The organism is Methanobrevibacter sp. (assembly GCF_017539065.1).
Classification (GTDB): domain Archaea; phylum Methanobacteriota; class Methanobacteria; order Methanobacteriales; family Methanobacteriaceae; genus Methanocatella.
On the sequence record NZ_JAFYHP010000029.1, the window covers coordinates 16,896 to 38,616 of the forward strand.

The 21,721-nt window shown below is 36.5% G+C and carries 18 protein-coding genes; 14 read left to right on the top strand and 4 right to left on the bottom strand.

All coding sequences use genetic code 11. The features are described from left to right. Positions 1-13: 13 nt before the first annotated feature. Positions 14-1,540 carry a cobyric acid synthase CobQ gene (cobQ, locus tag IKS50_RS07995; protein WP_292848091.1) on the bottom strand — a complete coding sequence of 509 codons (1,527 nt, stop codon included), beginning with the start codon at positions 1,538-1,540 and terminating at the stop codon, positions 14-16. Between the two features lie 596 nt (positions 1,541-2,136). On the opposite strand from cobQ, the gene lonB reads away from it, so the two are divergent. Next, complete coding sequence (gene lonB / locus IKS50_RS08000; protein WP_292848143.1) at positions 2,137-4,017, top strand: ATP-dependent protease LonB; 1,881 nt, start codon at positions 2,137-2,139, stop codon at positions 4,015-4,017. Positions 4,018-4,023: 6 nt separating this feature from the next. On the opposite strand, the gene IKS50_RS08005 is transcribed toward lonB, so the two are convergent. Continuing rightward, on the bottom strand, positions 4,024-4,506 hold the full coding sequence (locus IKS50_RS08005) for a hypothetical protein (protein ID WP_292848094.1): 483 nt from the start codon (positions 4,504-4,506) through the stop codon (positions 4,024-4,026). Then, complete coding sequence (locus IKS50_RS08010) at positions 4,496-5,422, bottom strand: ADP-ribosylglycohydrolase family protein (protein WP_292848097.1); 927 nt, start codon at positions 5,420-5,422, stop codon at positions 4,496-4,498. The genes IKS50_RS08005 and IKS50_RS08010 overlap by 11 nt, the downstream gene beginning before the upstream one ends. Before the next feature lie 51 nt (positions 5,423-5,473). Between IKS50_RS08010 and IKS50_RS08015 the strand changes: the two genes are divergently transcribed. Further along, the gene (locus IKS50_RS08015; RefSeq protein WP_292848100.1) at positions 5,474-5,983 is read left to right on the top strand and encodes a GNAT family N-acetyltransferase; all 510 of its coding nucleotides are present in this window, start codon (positions 5,474-5,476) and stop codon (positions 5,981-5,983) included. 30 nt (positions 5,984-6,013) lie between these two features. Further along, the gene (locus IKS50_RS08020; protein WP_292848103.1) at positions 6,014-6,382 is read left to right on the top strand and encodes a zinc ribbon domain-containing protein; all 369 of its coding nucleotides are present in this window, start codon (positions 6,014-6,016) and stop codon (positions 6,380-6,382) included. Between the two features lie 8 nt (positions 6,383-6,390). Here the strand turns inward: IKS50_RS08020 and IKS50_RS08025 are convergent, their stop codons facing one another. Continuing rightward, a complete protein-coding gene (locus IKS50_RS08025; protein WP_292848106.1) occupies positions 6,391-6,855 on the bottom strand; it encodes a hypothetical protein in 465 nt (154 codons plus the stop codon). A 138-nt stretch (positions 6,856-6,993) separates the two neighbouring features. On the opposite strand from IKS50_RS08025, the gene IKS50_RS08030 reads away from it, so the two are divergent. The 11 genes from IKS50_RS08030 to IKS50_RS08080 all read left to right on the top strand — a co-directional run bounded on the left by IKS50_RS08030 (position 6,994) and on the right by IKS50_RS08080 (position 21,670). Further along, the gene (locus tag IKS50_RS08030) at positions 6,994-7,908 is read left to right on the top strand and encodes a ribose-phosphate diphosphokinase (RefSeq protein WP_292848108.1); all 915 of its coding nucleotides are present in this window, start codon (positions 6,994-6,996) and stop codon (positions 7,906-7,908) included. A gap of 1 nt (position 7,909) precedes the next feature. After that, entirely contained in the window at positions 7,910-8,200 is a 291-nt protein-coding gene (locus IKS50_RS08035; RefSeq protein ID WP_292848111.1) for a hypothetical protein, read from the top strand. A gap of 4 nt (positions 8,201-8,204) precedes the next feature. Next, entirely contained in the window at positions 8,205-10,169 is a 1,965-nt protein-coding gene (uvrB, locus tag IKS50_RS08040; RefSeq protein ID WP_292848114.1) for an excinuclease ABC subunit UvrB, read from the top strand. 76 nt (positions 10,170-10,245) lie between these two features. Then, positions 10,246-13,131 (top strand): excinuclease ABC subunit UvrA, encoded by a 2,886-nt coding sequence (gene uvrA / locus IKS50_RS08045; protein ID WP_292848116.1) that lies wholly within the window; start codon positions 10,246-10,248, stop codon positions 13,129-13,131. A gap of 22 nt (positions 13,132-13,153) precedes the next feature. Beyond that, positions 13,154-13,492 (top strand): P-II family nitrogen regulator, encoded by a 339-nt coding sequence (locus IKS50_RS08050; protein WP_292848119.1) that lies wholly within the window; start codon positions 13,154-13,156, stop codon positions 13,490-13,492. Positions 13,493-13,709: 217 nt separating this feature from the next. Further along, complete coding sequence (locus tag IKS50_RS08055; RefSeq protein ID WP_292848122.1) at positions 13,710-15,209, top strand: DUF2193 domain-containing protein; 1,500 nt, start codon at positions 13,710-13,712, stop codon at positions 15,207-15,209. A gap of 10 nt (positions 15,210-15,219) precedes the next feature. Further along, positions 15,220-15,984, top strand: coding sequence for an MIP/aquaporin family protein (locus IKS50_RS08060; protein WP_292848126.1), 765 nt, complete (start codon positions 15,220-15,222; stop codon positions 15,982-15,984). A 135-nt stretch (positions 15,985-16,119) separates the two neighbouring features. Continuing rightward, on the top strand, positions 16,120-16,938 hold the full coding sequence (locus tag IKS50_RS08065) for a DUF368 domain-containing protein (RefSeq protein WP_292848146.1): 819 nt from the start codon (positions 16,120-16,122) through the stop codon (positions 16,936-16,938). A gap of 45 nt (positions 16,939-16,983) precedes the next feature. Beyond that, entirely contained in the window at positions 16,984-19,575 is a 2,592-nt protein-coding gene (locus IKS50_RS08070; RefSeq protein ID WP_292848129.1) for a DEAD/DEAH box helicase, read from the top strand. Between the two features lie 4 nt (positions 19,576-19,579). Then, positions 19,580-21,169 (top strand): helicase HerA-like domain-containing protein, encoded by a 1,590-nt coding sequence (locus IKS50_RS08075; protein WP_292848132.1) that lies wholly within the window; start codon positions 19,580-19,582, stop codon positions 21,167-21,169. Positions 21,170-21,178: 9 nt separating this feature from the next. Next, positions 21,179-21,670, top strand: a complete 492-nt coding sequence (locus IKS50_RS08080) for a hypothetical protein (RefSeq protein WP_292848135.1) — start codon at positions 21,179-21,181, stop codon at positions 21,668-21,670. Positions 21,671-21,721: the final 51 nt, after the last annotated feature.

Consider the following 21,721-nt stretch of genomic DNA (forward strand, 5'->3'; position numbering starts at 1 on the left):
TAATACGGTTTTTCTATCCAAATAGTAATTTATCAATAATGTCCATATCAATGTGCTCTTCCACAATTTCAGCAAGTCTGTTTAATGAGTAGTCTTTTTGAGTTTCGTATGGATCCTCACCATATTTTGCTTCAAGACCTTTCTTAACTCTTATGTAGTTTAAGAACTCTCTTCTAAAGTTATAATTGTGGAATATTCCATGGAAGTATGTTGCAAAGATATTTCCTGATGACGCTCCATCAATTTTGCCGTCTTCGTTGTTTCCTTGGCCTTTTTTAATATTTAGTAATCTGGATGAAGCTAAAAGTTCAGTTGTTCCTTCATGGATTTCATAACCGGTCACTTCTTCACCAATGATGTCTTTAAACATTTCGCCGGCAATGCCTTCTAAATTGTCAGGTATTGCAGCAACAGATTGAGTAACAATTTTGCCTTCTCTTGAAAAACTAGATTCAATGTCTAAAAGGCCTAAACCTTCGATTGTACCATGTTTTGATTCACGTTTTTCATCATCATGAATGACATTGCCTAAGATTTGCAGACCTCCACAAATTCCAACTATTGGAATTTCAGATGATTTTTCAATGATTTGCTCTGCCAAACCGCTTTCGCGAAGCGCATACATGTCTTCTGTTGAGTTACGTGTTCCTGGAATGATTATTGCATCAACATCTCCAATTTCATCGTTGATTCCTATCATCTTAAGGGCGACATCCTCTTCATATTCAAAAGGATCTATATCGGTGAAGTTGGCTATTTTCGGAAGCCTGATGACTCCGATGCTTATGTCTTTGTCCTCTGCAAAGACATGTGTGGTCAAGGATGCGGAATCCTCTTCAGGCAACTTCAATGTTTCATCGTAAGGCAAGACTCCTAAAACAGGTTCGCCAGTTATCTCTTCAATTCTGTCAAGCCCAGGTTTTAGAATATCTAAATTGCCTCTGAATTTATTAATTACAGTGGCTTTTAGCCTTGATCGGTCATAATCATCTAAAAGGACGTAAGTTCCTGCGATTGCCGCAAACACTCCTCCCATTTCAATATCAGCTATTAGAATTACATTGGCATCTGCCATGTGGGCAATTTCCATATTTGCAATGTCCTGTTTCCTCATATTGATTTCGGCCGGAGAACCTGCGCCTTCAATAATTATAACCTCATATTCATTAGACAATATTTCAAAACTTTCACGAATTGCCTTTAATGCGGTGTCGTGGTATTTGTGCTGGTAATCATAAAAATTCATATCTCCAATTGATTTTCCTTGGATGATAACATTGGAAGTAAAATCTCCTTTTGGTTTAAGTAAAATTGGATTCATATGTATGCTTGGTTCAACCATTGCGGCTTCTGCCTGTAGCATTTGAGCTATTCCAATTTCTCCATTTTCTTTTGTGGTGTAGGAGTTTAAGGACATGTTTTGGGATTTAAAAGGAGCTACTTTATATCCTCTATTTTTATAAATTCTACATAATGCGGCTACGAGCATACTTTTTCCGGCATTGGATGATGTTCCCTGAACCATGATACATTTTGTCATGATAAGATATATTGAACTAATGTTATAAATAATTTAAAAATGAGTTTAATTTAATCGTATTTGAGGTATGATTTAGGTTACATCTGGGGTTTATAATATTGTAAAAAATATTAATTGACTGATGTTAAATCATACCAGCAAACTTCGATTAACAAGAATAAATCATTGAAAATTTATTTTGTAATATACTATATTAAATCAGTAATATATATTATTATCTATCTCATGTTTATGGCAATCTATTTAATCAATCATTGAATTTAACTATATTTTTATGGATAATTAGTTTTGTATTATAGTTTAAATTTTATTGATATAAATTATGATTATTGTCGCGATTTGATAATTTGTTTTTAAGGTAAATCGAGGCAGGATTTATTTTACTAACTTTTATTTACTAAAATGGAAAACTTTTTATATTTTGTAATAATAAATAATATTTATATAGTATATGAAACTTAATTTTTTAATGATGAATTTTAACGAAGTGAGGTTTGTTTATGAAATTTGAAGAAAAAGAATCCATTGAAGATTCTACTGAAGTAATCGTTGAACCAGAAATAAAGGATTCTGGTGATGGTGAAGAAACCAAACCTATGTTAGATTACAATAATATTAAAAGTTCAAAAGATATTGAAGTCCCACCTTTGTTAATTGATCAAGTTATTGGACATGAAGAGTCCATAGAAACAATTAAAAAAGCAGCAAAGCAAAGAAGGAATGTTTTGTTAATTGGTGATCCTGGTGTTGGAAAATCAATGCTTGCAAAAGGTATGGCACAAATCTTACCACACGAAACACTACAAGATATTTTAGTATATCCTAATATGGAAGACAACAACCACCCATTAGTAAGATCAGTCCCTGCGGGGGAAGGTAAAAAAATAGTAAGAGCAACAAAAGGTTCTGCAAAAGGCCAAGAAGAAAGGAAAACTATAATTACCATGTTTGCAATTGGAGGAATACTAGTAATAGGATTCATGTATGGAAGATTACTGGAATCAATTATTGCAGCAGCATTAATCTTACTTATATCAATACAAATTAAACCAAAATCCAATAATATGTCTCCAAAATTATTAGTGAATAATGAAGAGTCCCGCTTTGCGCCATTCATGGATGCAACCGGAGCTCATGCTGGAGCATTATTAGGAGATGTGCGCCACGACCCATACCAATCTGGAGGATTAGGCACTCCTGCACATGAACGTGTGGAAGCAGGTATGATTCACAAAGCTAACAGGGGAGTTTTATACATTGACGAAATTGGTACAATGAGTATGAAAACCCAACAGGAATTATTATCTGCAATGCAAGAAAAGCAATATGCAATCACAGGCCAAAGTGAAAATTCAAGTGGTGCGATGGTAAGATCCCAGGCAGTACCATGTGACTTTGTACTTGTTGCATCAGGAAACCTCCAAGTACTCGAAGGAATGCACATTGCAATGAGATCAAGAATTAGAGGATATGGTTACGAAGTATTCATGAAAGATTATATGGATGATACTACTGAAAACAGAGAAAAATTAGTTCAATTCGTAGCACAGGAAGTCAAAAATGATGGAAGAATTCCTCACTTTGCTCCAGATGCATTGGATGAAATCATCATGGAAGCAAAAAGGAGATCAGGTAAGCAAAATGCATTGACCTTAAGATTAAGAGACCTGGGAGGACTTGTACGTTCTGCAGGTGATGTGGCTATTGAAAAAGGAGATGACATCGTAACTGCAGCCCATGTTGTTGAAGCTAAGAAATTTGCAAGAACTCTCGAACAACAAATCGCGGATAGGTCAATCTTACAAAGAAAAGACTACAGTATGGTGTCCTCTGAAGGTGGAAGAGTTGGTCTTATAAATGGACTTGCAGTAATCGGAGATAGAAGCGGTATTGTATCACCAATTGCGGCAGAAGCTGCACCAACCCAATCCAAAAACGGTGGCCAAATTATCGCTACAGGTAAATTGGGTGAAATTGCTCAAGAATCAGTTCAAAACGTAAGTGCATTAATTAAGAAATACACTAACAAAGACATTTCCAATTATGACATTCACATTCAATTCATTCAAACTTATGATGGAGTGGAAGGTGATTCAGCTAGTGTAAGTATTGCAACTGCGGTAATATCTGCAATTGAAGAGATTCCTATTGACCAGACTGTTGCATTGACCGGTTCACTAAATGTACGTGGGGATGTAATGCCTATCGGTGGAGCTACTGCTAAAATCGAAGCAGCCGCAGAAGCTGGAATGAAAAAAGTATTGATTCCAAAATCTAACTTAAAAGATGTAATGATTGAGAAGAAATACGAAGATATGATTGAAATCATTCCGACTGAAACTTTAAGTGATGTTTTAGAAAACATTTTAATCAGTGGATCCAGTAAAGATAAATTGATTGAAAAGATGAGAAACATCGGTTCTAAAGTTGTTGAGAAAGTTCCACAAACTACTTTAAACAATCCAACTACTAACTAAGTTGGATTATTCTATTATTTTTTCTTTTACTATTTTTTCTATTGTTTTGCAGAATTCACCGTCTATTTTTTCGAATTCCACAAATGAGGCGTCAACGCTGCAACTGCAAGTATCTGTCTGTCCGATTTTATAATCAGTTGAGTTTTTAGGAATCAAAATCCCAAATAATTTTTCTTCCTCATCAGCAAAGGTGTCGAATTCTTCTGGGGTTAGATGCAGATTATAATCTTCGCTGGAAAACAGGTCGCATTCATTAATGATAGGCATGAAAGTCATCACTCCCAATGGCAGGAAAATGTTTTCGCTTTTATGTATTTTCATAAGTCTTTCAACATATGAATCATCATCTTCAATGTCGTATCCTTCAATTTCCAGGATGTTGTTGCTTCCCATGAGGTCATTATCATCAATGATAAATGCAAGCAGGTTAGGGTCTACATAATTATTGCATGAAGCCCTAATATTTTTGATAGTTTTACTAATATTCATCACAAAACACCTCGTATCTTTCACATAATGAAAGCACTTCATCAATCTTATTGATTTGTTCTATCCAATCTATAGGGATTGAATCAAAACCGTAATAAATTCCAGCTAACCCACCACAGATTGCAGCATTTGTATCTGTATCCTCACCGATATTAACTGCTTTGAGGACAGCATCTTTGTAATTATCAGTAGTTAATAGACAATGGATTACACATTCAAAAGTATAGATAACGTATCCTTTACCGTTAATGTCATCCAAATCATTATTGAAGATTTTTTCAAAATGTTTTAATTCAGGGGAATCTTTATAATATTCTTTAATTTTATCACAAGCTGACTGAATATGTTGTTCAATTGTCAAATCATTTTCAAGCATGGATTTGGCGATTTCAACATATAAAACACAAGCTATTTTTGATCTTTTATGGCCATGAGTTAATGCAGATATGTTTTCAATTGTTTCAAAATCAATATCTTTTATGTATGCAAGCGGCAAAATCCTCATTAGAGATCCGTTTCCGTTGTCACGCTCGCCGGTTCCTCCACATTGTACGGGGGTAATTTTTTCAAACTCGTATCTGCGTATTGCAGAGGATGTTGTTATGCCGCTGTCAAATGTATAGTTGTCTTGCATATATTTTCCATCTTCAAGCCATTCTACAAATTTTTTCATCATATCTTCATAATCAATTCCTTGTTTTTGTACAATACTGTGCATTGTAGCTAGTGTCATTGCGGAATCATCAGACCAGGTTCCTTTAGGTTTATTATAAGTTCCATATTCTCTCATTTCAGTAACAGGGTCTTTTTCAAGTTCATATCTTGAGTTAAACTCAACAGGAACCCCTAATGCATCCCCAACTATAAAACCAATTATTCCATCTTTAACTTTCATACTTAATGTTATGTTTTTCATAGTTAATAAATTGTGTGTAAATTTTATATGATTTTAACACATAGTATATTCATGATTTTCAAAACAACTAATTTGACACTAAGGCCTTGGCAGGAATCTGATGCAGAATGCCTGTATCACTTTGCCAAAAATCCAAATATCGGTCCAATTGCAGGCTGGCCTCCTCATCAAAGTGTTGAAGACAGTCTAAATATTATCAAAACGGTTTTTTCTAAAAGGGAAACTTATGCTATAGTTTATGAAGACATTCCTATTGGGTGTGTGGGACTGTTATTCCATCCTGACACTAATCACTGGTGGGGTGAAGGCTCCGCAGAATTGGGCTATTGGATTGCTGAAGAGTATTGGGGAAACAATTACGCCTGTGAGGCATCACAGGTTTTAATTGACAGGGCATTCAATGAACTGAATGTGGATCAAATCTATGCAAGTTATAGATGTGAAAATACTCAGTCAAAAAGGGTTTTGGAAAAGTTGGGTTTCAAATATTATTCAGAGTTGACCAATGAAAATTATTTGGGCGAATTCTTCCGTGAAATCGCCATGATATTGGAAAAATAATTTATATTAAAAGATATTAATTTTTAAATAATGACTAGATTATGTAAAAACTGCGGATTTGTTAACCAGGACGAATATGATTACTGTGCTAAATGCGGCACTCCCTTGGTCGATGGGCTTAAACGTAAAAACGTCATCGTCTTCAAACCTGAAGACGTTAAAATCAATAAAAAGGCATTGGCCATATCTTATATCGTCACTATTTTTTTCTCATGGATAGGAGTTTTTGTAGGTTTGCTTTCAAAAAATACTCGTGCGGGAGTATTTGCATTCTTCGGATTTTTCATGCCATTTTATCTAGTCCAGTCAAGGCATCCAACTATCAGAAAACATGGTATTATCCAATTGATTATATCTATTGCCGGTGTGGCGCTCTCATTTTATATTATGGTACATTAAAAAAAGAATTAGACTGGGATAAATCTAATATTTCCCAGCAATATTTGTATTGGAATCATCGGGACATTTATCCCATCTTCAAGCATAGCAACGCCCACTGCATCCCCTCTTGCCATTGATCCTTGGACATTGGCGTTTCCAGTATATCCGAAATATCCGTCATTTGCACGGATGTCGCTAATAATGCTTCCACCAAATATTGTTTGAGCAGCCGCATTGTTTACGCTGATGATTAAAAATGGGCTCTCGTTATAAGTGTATTCCATAATATGCTTTATAGCACCATATGGGTCATCTGGACTGTCTGAATGAACGTTGTGCATAGTCTGGCCATATTCATTATGAGAACTTCCAGGGTACACCCAACTGAATCCCTTTATGCTGAATTCAGCAGCCATATCGATACCACCATACTCATCCGTATCTTCTGCAATAATTAATACTGGGCTATTGATTGTAGCCAATAAAAACATAAAAATTACCGCAATCACTGCTATAATAACTATATGAATATTTTCCATGATTATTTTATAACTACTTTTATATTATAAATACTTAACTTTTTTAATGAATTAAGACATATATAATTCCATAAATATTTTGGTGATAATGTGATTATTGGCGGTTCAGCTTCTCAAGATTTGGCAGCTCATGTTGCCCGTGAACTTGATGAAAAACTATGTTATGTTGAAACAAAGAAATTTCCAGATGGAGAAAGATATTTAAGAATTGATGGGGAACTTGAAGACGAAGTAACTGTTATTCAGTCAACAGGATATCCTCAAGATGAAAATTTAATGGAATTATTATTTATAATAGCCAATCTTAAGGATTTGGGCGTTAAGAAAGTAAGGGCAGTAGTTCCATATATGGGTTATGCAAGACAAGAAAAACGTTTCAATCCAGGAGAAACAATTTCTGCTAAAATTATCTGCGAATTGATTGAAGCAGCAGGTGCTGATGAATTCATCACATTCAACATTCATGAGGAATGCGTTTTGAACTTTTTCAACATTCCTGCAAGAAATATCTCTGCAATGCCGGCAATTGCCGAATATTTGGATAAGAAATTCTTTAGAAAAACCGATGAAAAACCTTTGATTATTGCTCCTGATAAGGGGGCTTATGGATTTGCACAGGAAATGTCTGAAATCATTGGTTGCGACTGCACATATTTAACTAAAGTGCGTTTAGGACCTGATAAGGTGGAAACTAAAATTGTTGATGTGAGATGCGACAGTGAAAGTGAAAATACAGTAAATGTCGACTCCGTAAAGGGCATGCACGCAATCATTATTGACGATATTATTGCAACCGGAGGAACTATTGTCAATGCCATCAACATTCTAAAACAATATGGAGCCTCAGCGGTTGATGTATGTTGTGTTCATCCAATATTAACAAATAATGGGGCTACAAGAATCTATGCCGCAGGCGCAGGCAAGATCATTGGAACCAACAGTTTATCTTCAGACACTTCACGTGTATCTCTTGCTAAAAGTATAGCAGATGCATTGAGGGAATAATATGGATAAGGAAACTATCAAAAAGGAATTGGTTGATAAATCAAATGAGATTTTAGCTAAATATTCAGAACCTGATGTTGTTGAAGACATATCAGTCATGAACATGTCTTCAAAAACAGTTTTTTTAGGTTCCCTTAAGATATTCAACACTGAAATAGTTCCAAATGTCATTAAGGATTTAAATAAGCAATTAAAAGGTTATGGGGAGCTGATTGTAAGAGACCAGAGGGTCACTCCATGCTGTTCTCCAAGCTATATACATATTAGTTTCAACATTACAATAACCAACTGATATCATGAAGGAATTCAAACTGAAGTCACCTTATAAACCATTAGGTGATCAACCAAAAGCCATTAATTCTTTAGTTCAGGGCATAAATAATGGTGTTAAGGAACAGACTCTTTTAGGCGTAACAGGTTCAGGTAAGACTTTTACAATGGCCAATGTCATTGAAAAGGTTCAAAAGCCAACCCTTGTTATTTCACACAATAAAACCTTGGCAGCCCAGTTATATGAGGAGTTCAAGGAATTTTTCCCGGATAATGCTGTCGAGTACTTTGTAAGCTATTATGATTACTATCAGCCTGAGGCCTATGTGCCGAGAACAGACACCTTCATCGATAAGGAAGCGTCAATCAATGACGACATTGACATAATGAGGCATTCGGCAACCCAATCATTGTTGTCAAGAGATGATGTTATTGTTGTAAGCAGTGTAAGCTGCATCTATGGTATCGGTTCACCGGAGGACTACGGGGAATTTGCTTTTGGAATTGCAGTTGGAGATATTTATGACAGGTCTGAAATTCTTTCCCGTTTGGTTTTCATGCAATACGAACGAAATGACATTGAATTTGACAGGGGTCAGTTCAGAGTTCGTGGCGATGTAATAGAAATCAATCCGGTTCATGGAACTCCTCCAATAAGAATTGAACTGTTCGGTGATGAAATTGATGCAATCAGTTTGATCGACAATGTCACAGGAAAAAAGAAGGAATCCCTTCAAAGGTACATGATTTTCCCTGCAAAGCACTTTGTCGTCGGCCAGGACAAGATGGACATTGCTATTTCTAAAATAAAGAATGAATTGGATGAAAGGCTTGCGGAGTTCAATGCTATGGGAAGGGTCTTGGAAGCTCAAAGGTTGGAGCAAAGGACCCGTTTTGATATCGAAATGCTTCAGGAAATGGGCTATTGTCCGGGGGTAGAAAACTATTCCATGCATTTATCCGGACGTGAATGGGGTGAAAAGCCTTATTCCCTATTGAAATATTTCCCGGATGATTTTTTAACAATCATTGATGAATCCCACGTTACCGTTCCTCAAATCAGGGGAATGTATAATGGGGACCGTGCACGTAAGGAAACTTTAGTCGAACACGGTTTCAGGCTTCCGTCCGCTAAGGAAAACCGTCCTTTGAGATTTGATGAGTTTGAGGCTTCTGTCAATCAGGTCATCTATGTATCGGCAACACCTGCACAGTATGAGCTTTCAAAATCAAGAAATGTTGTTGAACAGATTATAAGGCCAACCGGTTTGGTTGATCCTGAAGTTTTGATTCGTCCAGTAACGGGCCAGGTTGAAGACTTGCTTAAGGAAGTCAGATTAACTGCAGAAAAGGATGAAAGGGTATTGGTAACCACTTTAACAAAAAGGATGGCTGAGGATTTGACCGATTATTATGCAAGAATCGGGGTTAAGGTGAGGTACATGCACTCTGAAATCGATACCTTGGAAAGGATTGACATTGTCAATGACTTAAGACGTGGAAAATTTGACGTATTGGTTGGTGTAAACCTCTTAAGGGAGGGTTTGGATTTGCCTGAAGTGTCTTTAGTAGCTATTTTAGATGCCGATAAGGAAGGATTCTTAAGAAACGAAACATCATTGATACAAACAATCGGCCGTGCGGCAAGAAACGTCAACGGCCGCGTAATAATGTATGTGGATGACATGACTGATTCAGTTAGAAAGGCATACGACACTACACTCAAAAGGCGCAAACTGCAAATGAAATACAATGAGGTTCATGGCATTGTTCCTAAATCAACTCAAAGGACTCTTAAAGAAAAGCTTGCCGAAGAAGATGAAAAATACAAGGGCATCGGCAGGGATGTTGATAAGATTCCTAAAGATGAGCTTCGTTTGTTAATTAAGGATTTGGAAAGAGACATGAAGGATGCGGCTGCAAGACTTGACTTTGAACGTGCTGCAGATTTAAGAAACAAGCTTTATGCCTTAAAAGGTTTTGAAAAGTAATTTTTTTACTTATCAAATGCTCTCTCTAAAATATTTTATATAGTGATAAATCTAATAATATTAAGGAGTATTATTTATGACTAATGATTCTAAAAAACAAATTGTCATCAAGGGTGCACGTGAGCACAATCTGCAGGATATTGATGTCAGTGTCCCTCGTGATGAATTCATTGTAATTACCGGTATAAGCGGGTCTGGAAAGTCTTCATTGGCTTTTGATACAATATATGCTGAAGGACAGCGTAGATATGTAGAGTCCCTGTCAGCTTATGCAAGGCAATTCCTAGGGCAGATGAAAAAGCCTGAAATGGAGTCCATTGAAGGATTGTCTCCAGCTATTTCCATAGACCAAAAGACAACAAGGGAAAACCCAAGATCCACTGTAGGTACAATTACCGAAATTTATGATTATTTAAGATTATTATATGCAAGAATCGGAATTCCGCATTGTCCGAATTGTGGAAAGGAAATCTCACAACAGACAATTGGTCAAATTGGCGATTCAATAATCGAAGAGGGTGAGGGAGTTAAAATCCAAATTTTGTCTCCAATAGTTCGAGATAAGAAAGGCCAGTTTAAGGATGTCCTTGACGATTTGAGAAACAAGGGTTTTGTAAGGGTTCGTGTTGATGGGGAAATCCGTGATTTGGATGAGGATATTGAACTTGCAAAGACTTATAGGCACGATATTGATGTTGTGGTTGACAGGTTAAAAATCAGGAAAGACGTTGATTTTAAAAGAAGATTGGTTGATTCTTTGGAAACTGCAGCAGAATTTACCGATGGCCTAATTACTGTTTTGTTTGACAATGGCGAGGAATATGAGAAGAAATACTCAGAACACTTTGCCTGTGTTGACTGTGGAATAAACTTTGAGGAATTGACTCCAAGGATGTTTTCATTCAATGCTCCTCAGGGGGCATGTCCTGAATGTAACGGAATAGGTTCCAAGATGGAAATCGACCCGGATTTGGTCGTTCCGGATAAGACATTGACATTGAGTGAAGGCGCTATTGTGCCGTGGGCAAGTTCAGCCAAAAGGGAAAATTACTATTTCCAGATGCTTGATGCCGTATCAAAGCATTTCAATTTTAGTATGGACACTCCATTTGAGAATCTCAGTAAGGAACATCAGGATATAATTCTTTTCGGCTGCAATGAGAAAATACCATTCACTTTTAAAAGAAGAAACAAGTCTTATATGGTAAACCGTAAATTTGAAGGTGTAGTTCCAAGGATGCAAAGGCTATACTTTGAAACCAAATCAAGCTATTCCAGAAAATATCTTTCAAGATTCATGTCTGATAGGAAATGTTCCGTTTGTGACGGCAAACGTTTAAGGCCTGAAATCTTGGCGGTTACTGTAGGAGGAAAATCCATCATTGACGTGTGTGATTTGGCAATTAAGGATTCATACCAGTTCTTCCAGGATTTGAAATTGACTGAAAGAGAAAATTTCATTGCAAGGGAAGTTTTAAAGGAAATCAAGGAGCGTTTAAGCTTTTTAGTCGAAGTCGGACTTGATTATTTGTCAATGTCAAGATCATCAGGTACATTGTCAGGTGGGGAAGCGCAAAGAATCAGATTGGCAACTCAAATAGGTTCCGGTTTGGTTGGCGTATTGTACATTTTGGATGAGCCAAGTATAGGGCTCCACCAAAGGGATAACATCAAGCTCATTGAAGCTCTTAAAAGACTTAAAGACCTGGGAAACACATTAGTTGTCGTTGAACACGATGAGGAAACAATCTTGTCGGCCGACCATGTTGTCGATATAGGTCCAGGCGCAGGTGAGCACGGCGGTAAAATCGTTGCACAGGGAACACCATTGGACATAATGAACAATCCTGATTCAATTACTGGCCAGTACATTTCAAGAGTTAAGAAAATCGATATTCCAAAAGAAAGAAGGCCGGGAAATGGAAAGTTCATAACAATTAGGGGCGCAGCTCAAAACAACTTAAAAGAAATTGATGTTGAAATCCCATTAGGCAAATTTACCTGTGTAACCGGTGTGAGCGGTTCAGGTAAAAGTAGTCTTATTAATGAAATCTTATACAAAGGTGCTAAAGGCAAATTATCCAGGAAATTCACTTTTGCAGGCAAATATGATGAAATTGAAGGACTGGAAAACATAGATAAGGTTATTGCAATTGACCAAAAGCCGATTGGAAGAACTCCAAGATCAAACCCTGCAACCTATACTGGAGTATTCACTGATATTCGTGATTTGTTTGCAAACACTCCTGAATCAAAAGCAAGGGGATATAAGCCTGGAAGATTCTCATTCAACGTTAAAGGCGGAAGATGTGAGGCATGTTCCGGTGACGGTATCGTACAAATTGAAATGCACTTTCTGGCCGATGTTTATGTGCCATGTGAAGTCTGCGGAGGTAAAAGGTACAATGAGGAGACTCTGGATATAAGATACAAAGGCAAGAATATCTATGAAGTCCTTGAAATGACTGTTGAAGAGGCACTGGAATTCTTTGAAAACATTCCAAAAATCACTAAAAAGCTTCAAACATTATATGATGTTGGATTGGGTTACATGAAAATAGGCCAGCCTGCAACAACATTATCTGGTGGTGAGGCTCAAAGGATTAAACTTGCTAAGGAGCTATCAAGAACCAGCACTGGTAAAACATTATATATTCTTGATGAGCCAACAACAGGTCTTCATTTTGCTGATATCAAAAGACTGTTGGAGGTTTTGGCTAGATTAACCGATGCGGGCAATTCTGTAGTTGTAATTGAACATAACCTTGATGTTATTAAAACAGCAGACCACATCATTGACCTCGGTCCTGAAGGAGGAGATGGTGGTGGAGAGGTAATAGCGACAGGAACTCCTGAAGAGGTTGCAGAGGCCGGAACCTATACCGGTCAGTTCTTAGAGAGAATGCTTGATGAAAACATTACTCCTTATGCTAAAGAATTGGTGGAAGACATTGGCAAATGATGCCAAATACTTTGGTGATAATATGAAAAGAATCATTGCGGTCATTCGAGAAGAAAAATTTGAAGATGTAAAATTGGCCCTTTTAACAGCCGGATGTGAAGGAATGAACGTCTCTACTGTAAAAGGAAGAGGAAGGCAGATGGGCGTTAGGGAATCATACCGCGGCTCTAGCTATTGCATCGATTTGATTCCAAAAACCAGAGTCGAAGTAATCGTCAATGAGGAAGATTTGGATAGAATCATTGATGTAATCGTTGAAAGTGCCCGAACAGGCGAAGTTGGTGATGGAAAGATATTCGTTTCCGATGTTGAAGAGGTTATAAGGATTAGAACCGGTGAGAGAGGTTCTGATGCTGTTTAGTCAACTTCTTAATTTTTTATAGTGGATTATTTACATCCACTTTCAATTTTTATAATATTCAGCTCTTTTTTAATTATTTAAACATATATTAACAAATATCTCCTTTTTAAAAATTATTTAAACATGTTTAAATAATATGGTGAATAATTTATTATTATCTAAGAGTAGCTTTAGTATGAATTCATGCTACAATGCTCTTATTACCTAGGTGATAAAAATGAGAGAGTTATACGAAAAGATGATAAACGAGTCAATGGCAGCTCAAAAAGCTGACGTTGCAGTTATATCAGAAAATAGGTACAACGACTTTAAAATTACTGATGCCAAACCTTACGCTGATGCGGTAGCTGGCATGAAAGCTATTGACGGCCAAGCAGAATCAGTAATTAACTTACACAAAGAATCTGTTAAAAACCACTTTGAGATTTTATCTTCCATTACAGACACTTTGAAATGTGAAGATGATCCATTCATTGAACATTTTCAAACTCCTCCAGTTTTAGAAATTTTATGCGAAGAAGACGGTGAATTTGCAGACAGTATGGATAAATTCATCCAAGCTATTGCTGATTCTGAAGCTCTTATTTCTAAAGAATCTATTAGAAGATATGGTGGATTTTATGGACCTACCTGTGTTGTTGACTTTGCAATGATGCCGGGAAGTACAAGTAATGTTGTAAATCAGATTTTACAAAAAACCGACATTCCTGTAGCTCACAAACAAGCAATCTTATCTGCAAAATCATGGGGTATGAACACTTCATATGGTGTTGGAGATGCATTTGCAAATGCTATTGAAGCCGGCGCAACTGCTGCTGAAGCGACTGAAAAGGAAATTGCTGCATTGCAAATGATTTACAAAACTCCTATTGAAGGACAAGGCACATTAATGGATGATGCAGATCACTCATCATTTGATGTAAGAGATTACATGAACAAATATAAAAAAGCAATGACCTCTGCTGTAAAAGCGGCAATGGATGACGGAGTACATTACGGTAACATTGTAACCGTGCCTGCATACTGTGTTGGAGATATTGGACACCATATTGGTCAATCCACATACAACATGTGTAAAGATGATGTGACTTTAGCTATTGTTCAGGCAACTGCTGAAGTAATTGGAAATACATTAGAAAATAACTTAGACAATTATCAATCAGCATTTGATGTGCTTAAATTATCCACAGGTTCATCTGCATGTGCAACTGAATGCATTTTAGAATTAGATGGATTTAACGCACCAATGGTTGTAGATTTATTCTCAAAAAGATTCCACAACTTTGTACAACAATATCCAACTAGAGGTGCAGCCGCCGAGTTACACAACTGTGACTTCATGGACATGATTTACAGAGGATACAATGCAATCAGTAAAGCAAGAAAAACCAGAGCAGGTCTTAAAGAAGCTATTGTTCCTAAAATCGCTGGCTTTGATGTGGACTTAACCCCAATTTTAGAAAATGAAATTGTAATGAACCCACAAAGATACACATATCCTGCATGTGCAATTACAGTAAGATTCTCATCACTCATGAGATTAGCAGACTACCCATGTCTTTTAACCTCAGAACCAATTACAGCAACAATGATGACCAACATTATCGCACTTAATAAAGAAGCACCAGGATCTCCTGTAAGAGGATGTAAAAACTGTGCTGCTGCTTCACTTGTGGATGGTAAACATGAATATTGTCAATGGAGAGAAGCTGTATAGGTGAGTTAATATGACTTGTAACATTAGAAAAAAATTCTTTGCAGAACTATTAGGAACATTCTTCCTGGTATTTTTCGGTACAGGTGCAGCTGTTGTAACATTATTGATTTCAGATGCGGCTGGTGTAGCTGGAATCGGTCCTTTAGGAGGGCTCGGGGACTGGATTGCCATAGCTTTGGCATTTGGTCTAACTGTGATGATATGTATTTATGTATTCGGTAAGATATCCGGTGCACACTTGAATCCTGCTGTAACCATTGGACTGCTTGTAACCAAAAACATTGATTTAATTGACAGTGTATATTACATAGTTGCACAAGTAATCGGTGCATGTTTAGGAAGTCTTTGTTTATTCTTATGCCTAGGTGCTCCAGCGGTAACTATTGGAGGACTAGGTGCAACAGCACCCGGACTTGGTGTTAGCTACTTACAGGCAATGTTTGCAGAGTTCCTCGGAACCTTCTTCTTGATGATGGTTGTAATGGGTGTTGCAGTCGATAAGAAAGCAGAACCAGGTTTTGCCGGAATATCAATTGGTATGACTGTAGCAGCAGTAATCGTCGTTTTAGGTGCATTTACTGGAGCTTCAATTAACCCTGCACGTACATTCGGACCATACTTAATGGATATGATTTTAGGCGGAGCTAACCTTTGGGCATACTTCCCAATATACTTAGTTGGACCTATCCTTGGTGCAATCTGCGCAGCAATTGCTTATGCATACCTTGCAAAAGACAGCGGAGTTTGCGAACTCCCACAACCATTCAAAGAATAATTCTTTTGAATTATTCTCACTTTTTCTTTTTTTCAATAAGTTATTTAACATAGATTAATCTAATTATTCTTTATAGGTGATACATTGAGTTTTGATGTTAAGGAAGCTATTTTAATATTTGTCCGTGGGGTCCTGATGGGATCCGCTGATATTGTTCCTGGAGTTTCAGGAGGAACAATAGCATTAATAACAGGAATTTATGCTCATTTGGTAGAAGCAATAAGTAATATTAGATTTGGATTCATAAAACCATTATTAAAAGCAGATTTTAAGGGATTTTGGAATCAGATGCTTGAGGAAATTGATTTCAAATTCTTCATTCCATTGGTTTTAGGTATTGGAGTGGCATTTTTAACACTGGCTAAGGTAGTTACTTATTGCATGGACAATCACACTGCTTTGACATATTCATTTTTCCTGGGATTAATTATAGCTTCAGCAGTTATCTTATTTAGAAAACTCAATGAAATCAACTTGAAAAACATATTGTTTGCGTTATTGGGTGCTGTTTTAACATATATATTCGTAAGTTTAAATCCAATAGCTGCAAATCATTCATTAATAGTCATTTTCATTTCCGGAATGATTGCAATCTGTGCCATGATATTGCCCGGTATTTCAGGTTCCTTTTTGCTGTTGCTTTTGGGGCAGTACAAATACATGTTGAATGCACTTCACCAACTTCATTTCGTTGAAATCATTGTTTTTGTGGTTGGTGCATTAATAGGCATTCTTGGATTTTCAAAAATACTGAATTACTTGCTTAAAAATCATGAAGAAGTAACAATGGCATTTCTTATCGGTGTAATGCTTGGATCTTTAAAGGTTCCTGCTGTAGAAATAGTAAATTCAGTTAGCATTAACTTATCTGGATTATTACCATGCCTGATTGTTGCAATAATTGCATTTGCATTGATTATTATTCTAGAAACTAGATTTGATTATATTGAATAATCAATATTTTAAAATTTATTAACAATTAAAAACATAATATTAACAATGCTAGTTTTAAAGAAAGTAAAAAAACAGTGGAGATTATATCCAATCGGTTCGCCAAAGAATGCTCTGAATCATAAAAGGGAGCCTGAGTTTGTAGGCAATATTAAATTCTCAAATGAAGGAGATTCATTATCTATTTCTAGATTTGTAGCAGATTATAATTTTAAGGATAACTCCACTTTAAATGAAAAGCTAGTTCCTCCAGGAGAGGTTATTAAATTATTGCGTTCACAGGCGGTGTTTTTAGCAACACCTGATGAAAATGTGGAGAATTTTTTAAAATCCCTCAATATTAAAGTTAGGAAAACTCAAGTCTGTGATTATTGTGCATATGAGGGGAACATTACAATTGTCAATTCATCCTATTCTTACAAATATCACAATCAGTTAATCTGTAAGGATTGTGCTCATGATACTATTAAGCAGGAATTGAAACTACAGGGATTTGATAAAAAAATTTTCAGAAATCTTAAAAAGACCTTGGAAAAAACTGAAAGTTTAGAAAAAACATTATCTGTTTTAGACCCTCATTTTGACCCATTGAAAAATAAACAGCTGACATTATTCGATAGGACAAAAAAGTCAAAGCATATCATACCTCCGGTTGACATGAAAAGGTTAAAGATTCCTAAGGAATTCAAGGAGGTTTTGCTTGACTCCGGAAACACTAATCTGTTGCCGGTCCAGTATCTGGCCATTAAGGAAGGTCTTCTGAAAGGGGAAGACTTGTTGGTTGTCAGCGCAACAGGTTCCGGTAAAACTTTGGTTGGTGAGCTTGCAGGAATCACGCAGGCATTGAAAGGCAAAAAATTTGTTTTCTTAACTCCTTTGGTTGCCCTTGCAAATCAGAAATATCGTGATTTTAAAAAGAAATACTCTAAATTAGGTTTAAAGGTTGCAATTAAAGTTGGCCGAAATCGTGTAAAGGCAAAAGGAGAGTTAAATTTACCGGATAGTGATGTATCAAAAGCGGATATTGTAGTTGCAACCTATGAAGGAATTGATTACCTGCTGAGGAATGGTAATTCAGATAACCTATCCAATTTGGGCGTTGTATTAATAGATGAGATTCATATGATTGATGATGAGGACCGTGGAACACGTCTGAATGGACTGATTAAAAGAGTTAAACACCTATATCCTAAGACTCAAATCATCGGCCTATCCGCAACAGTCAAGAATCCTGAGTTCTTGGCAGAGGAATTCAACATGAAGCTGGTCGAATATTCTGAGCGGCCGGTTCCTTTGGAAAGACATTTAGTCTATGTAAGAAATGAGTCTCAAAAACGCCATATCATGCAAAAACTTGTTAAGAGGGAATTCAATGCCAAATCTAAGAAAGGTTTCAGAGGCCAAACTATTATTTTTACAAATTCAAGACGTAAAACTCATCAGATTGCCAATTATCTAAATAATAAACATGTCAATGCTCAAGCTTACCATGCAGGTTTATCTTATTATAAAAAAGAAAAAATAGAAAAGGATTTTGATAAGGGTAAAATTTCATGTGTTGTGACAACTGCCGCTCTTGCAGCGGGTGTTGATTTTCCCGCTTCACAAGTAATATTCGATTCATTAGTGATGGGCAATAAGTGGATAAATCCAAACGAATTTGCCCAGATGCTCGGTCGTGCAGGAAGACCTTCATATCATGATAGAGGTATTGTTTACCTTCTGCCTGAAGTCGGCAATGATTTTGCAGGCGAATCAGAAGAAGCTATGGCATTGGACCTTTTAGAAAGCCACAGCGATGACGTATACATTGAATATGATGAGGAATCCTCATACGAACAGATTCTTGCGGACATATCTTCAACATCAATCAAGTCATTCGACGAGTTGAACAAATTTTATAAGGATATTGATGTTCCAATAAGCATTAAGATAGCCATCGATGAAATGGAGGATTTGGGTCTTATAAACAGAACTGCTAACAATAAACTGGAAGTCACAAGATATGGAAGGGCCACATCAGTGTCATTCTTATCAATTGAAGAGGCGGAATTTATTAAAAATACGTTAAATGACCATAACTATTTAAAACGTTATGTTGGCCTATCTCCAATGTATAAGAAAAAGGATAACTTTGATAAACTTAAAGTTCTGATTTTGGCCATGGCACTGGATTTGGAGATGTTTGAAAACGCATATCTTTCAAGCGTTGTCCACAATCAGATATCAAATGCCCTGAAGATTAAATTTTCAACAAGACTCTTTGCAGAATCGACATTGGACATAATTTCTTCGGGCGAAGCAATCGATAAGTTAGATAAGAAATACCAGGATGCATTAATTGCTCTTCAGACTGACTTCATGCAATGCCGATGCCAGGACAGGCCGTTCTGCAGTTGCATGCAGAGGGGGATTTCAGAAGTGATAATCCATGAAAGGCTTAAGGGCAAGGATCCGCAGGACATATCCAATAAACTGTTTAGAAAATATCAGATTCAGGTCTATCCGGGAGACATATTCTCATGGCTGGACAATTTAGTTAAAAATCTAGATGCGATTAAGAGAATTTCAAGTTCATTTAATAAAAATAATATAGTTAAAAAAACAAACTTTTTAATTAAGAAAATTGAAAATGGGTGAATAAATGTTTGCTGAAGAAAAAATATTAATCGGTTGTAATGAAAATGCAAATGTGTTTTTATTGCCAAAACTAGCTAACCGTCACGGTTTAATCGCCGGAGCAACAGGAACTGGTAAAACTGTTACTTTAAAAGTATTGGCCGAATCTTTTTCCGATTTGGGAGTTCCTGTATTTTTGGCCGATATGAAAGGAGACGTTTCAGGACTTGCAAAAATAGGTTCTGGAAATGATTTCATAACTAGAAATAGGGAAAGATATGGCCTTGATGAGAAAGGATTCAAATTCAGGGAATATCCTGTCGAATTCTGGGATCTGTTCGGTCAAAAAGGACTTCCCATCAGAGTAACATTATCTGAAATGGGTCCGGTATTGCTTTCCAAAATCTTGAATTTATCTGAAGCACAAACAGGTGTTTTGAACATTGTATTTAGAGTGGCTGATGAGAATTCCCTTCCAATCATTGATTTGAAAGATTTAAAGTCCATGATTAATTATGTTGTGGAAAATAAGGGCCAATTTGAAAGTCAATATGGGGCAATAGCTGAAAAATCTGCAAATACAATATTGAGAAGTTTAATCACTCTCGAAGATCAGGGCGGAAACGATTTCTTCGGTGAACCTGCACTCGAACTTGATGATTTTATACAAGTTGATGATAATGGAAATGGGGTAATAAATATTTTGGATGCTCAAAAATTATCCCTATCACCTGAAATCTATTCAACATTCCTGCTTTGGATGTTATCAACTTTATTTGAGACATTACCTGAAGTGGGAGATATGGATAAGCCTAAATTCGTATTTTTCTTTGATGAAGCACATTTATTATTCGATGACATGTCTCCGGAATTCGGTAAAAAAATCGAACAAATCGTAAGGTTAATCAGATCAAAAGGGGTAGGTGTTTACTTTATCTCACAATCTCCGGCAGATATTCCTGATGATATTTTAGCGCAATTGGGTAACAGGGTTCAGCATGCACTTCACGCATACACTCCAAAAGATCAAAAAGCGGTAAAGGTTGCTGCTGAAACATTCAGGGCAAATCCTAATTTCGATACAGCAGAGGTCATATCCAATTTGGGAATCGGTCAGGCATTAGTATCAGTTTTGGATGAAAAAGGTGCTCCGACAGTAGTTGAGCAAGTTGATATTGTTCCTCCACAAAGCCATATCGGAGCTATTGAGGATGACTTAAGGGCTCAATTAATCAATATCTCAACATTGAAATCCAAATACGGCGAAGCCCTTGATGCCGAATCCGCTTATGAAATGTTGTTAACTAAAATTGATTCAAATCCTAACATTGAAAGTGAAGTGGCTCCTGAAGTTCTTGAAGAAGTTAAGGCACAAACCCAACAGGAAGCTCCTGAGCAACCTCAGCAAGAGGCTCCTCAACAACCTGGAGCTGCTGATGTTATAGGAGGCATTTTAGGAACTGTTCTTGCGGGTCAGCAACAGACAAAACGCAGAAAAACCAGAAAAACCACAACTGAAAAGGTTGTTGAAAAGGCGGCCACTCAAGCGGCCACTACTGTAACCCGTGAAGTAACCAAAGGTATTATGAGAGGACTGTTCGGACAGATGAAATAAGGTGATTTTATGGCACATCCTCACAATGAAGCAATAGCAAAAATGCCTGCTTCCAATTTGATAGGAATCATCGAAGAGTCTAAGATGACTTACGTACGTGAAAATCTCTCAATCTTTTTACATGAAAGTCATATAAAACTATTAAAACAAGTGAAAAAGCATGAAAAACCTCATCACAAAAAGATTAGGATAAAACAGTTTGAAAAAGCCAAAAAGGACGATTTGTTTAATTTGCATTTGGGAATGTATTTGAAAAGATATCAAAAACTGGAAAAACAGGGATTGATTGAGATTAATCTTCAGCCTGAAAACGGTTTGGAGTATGATTGCAAATTGACAGCTAAAGGCATCGAAACTTTAGATGAGATTGACAATCTTGAAAGCGAATGGGAAGAAATTGTCGGCATAACTGAACAGGATATGGAAGTTTTAAAGAATTTGGCGCTTAACTCTTTTGAGATTTCTTATAATCACAAGAAAAATAAAGGTTTTATATTCTAGTTTTTCCTGGCTATTGATTTTCTTTCAATAGCTTATTTTTAATTTTTTTTA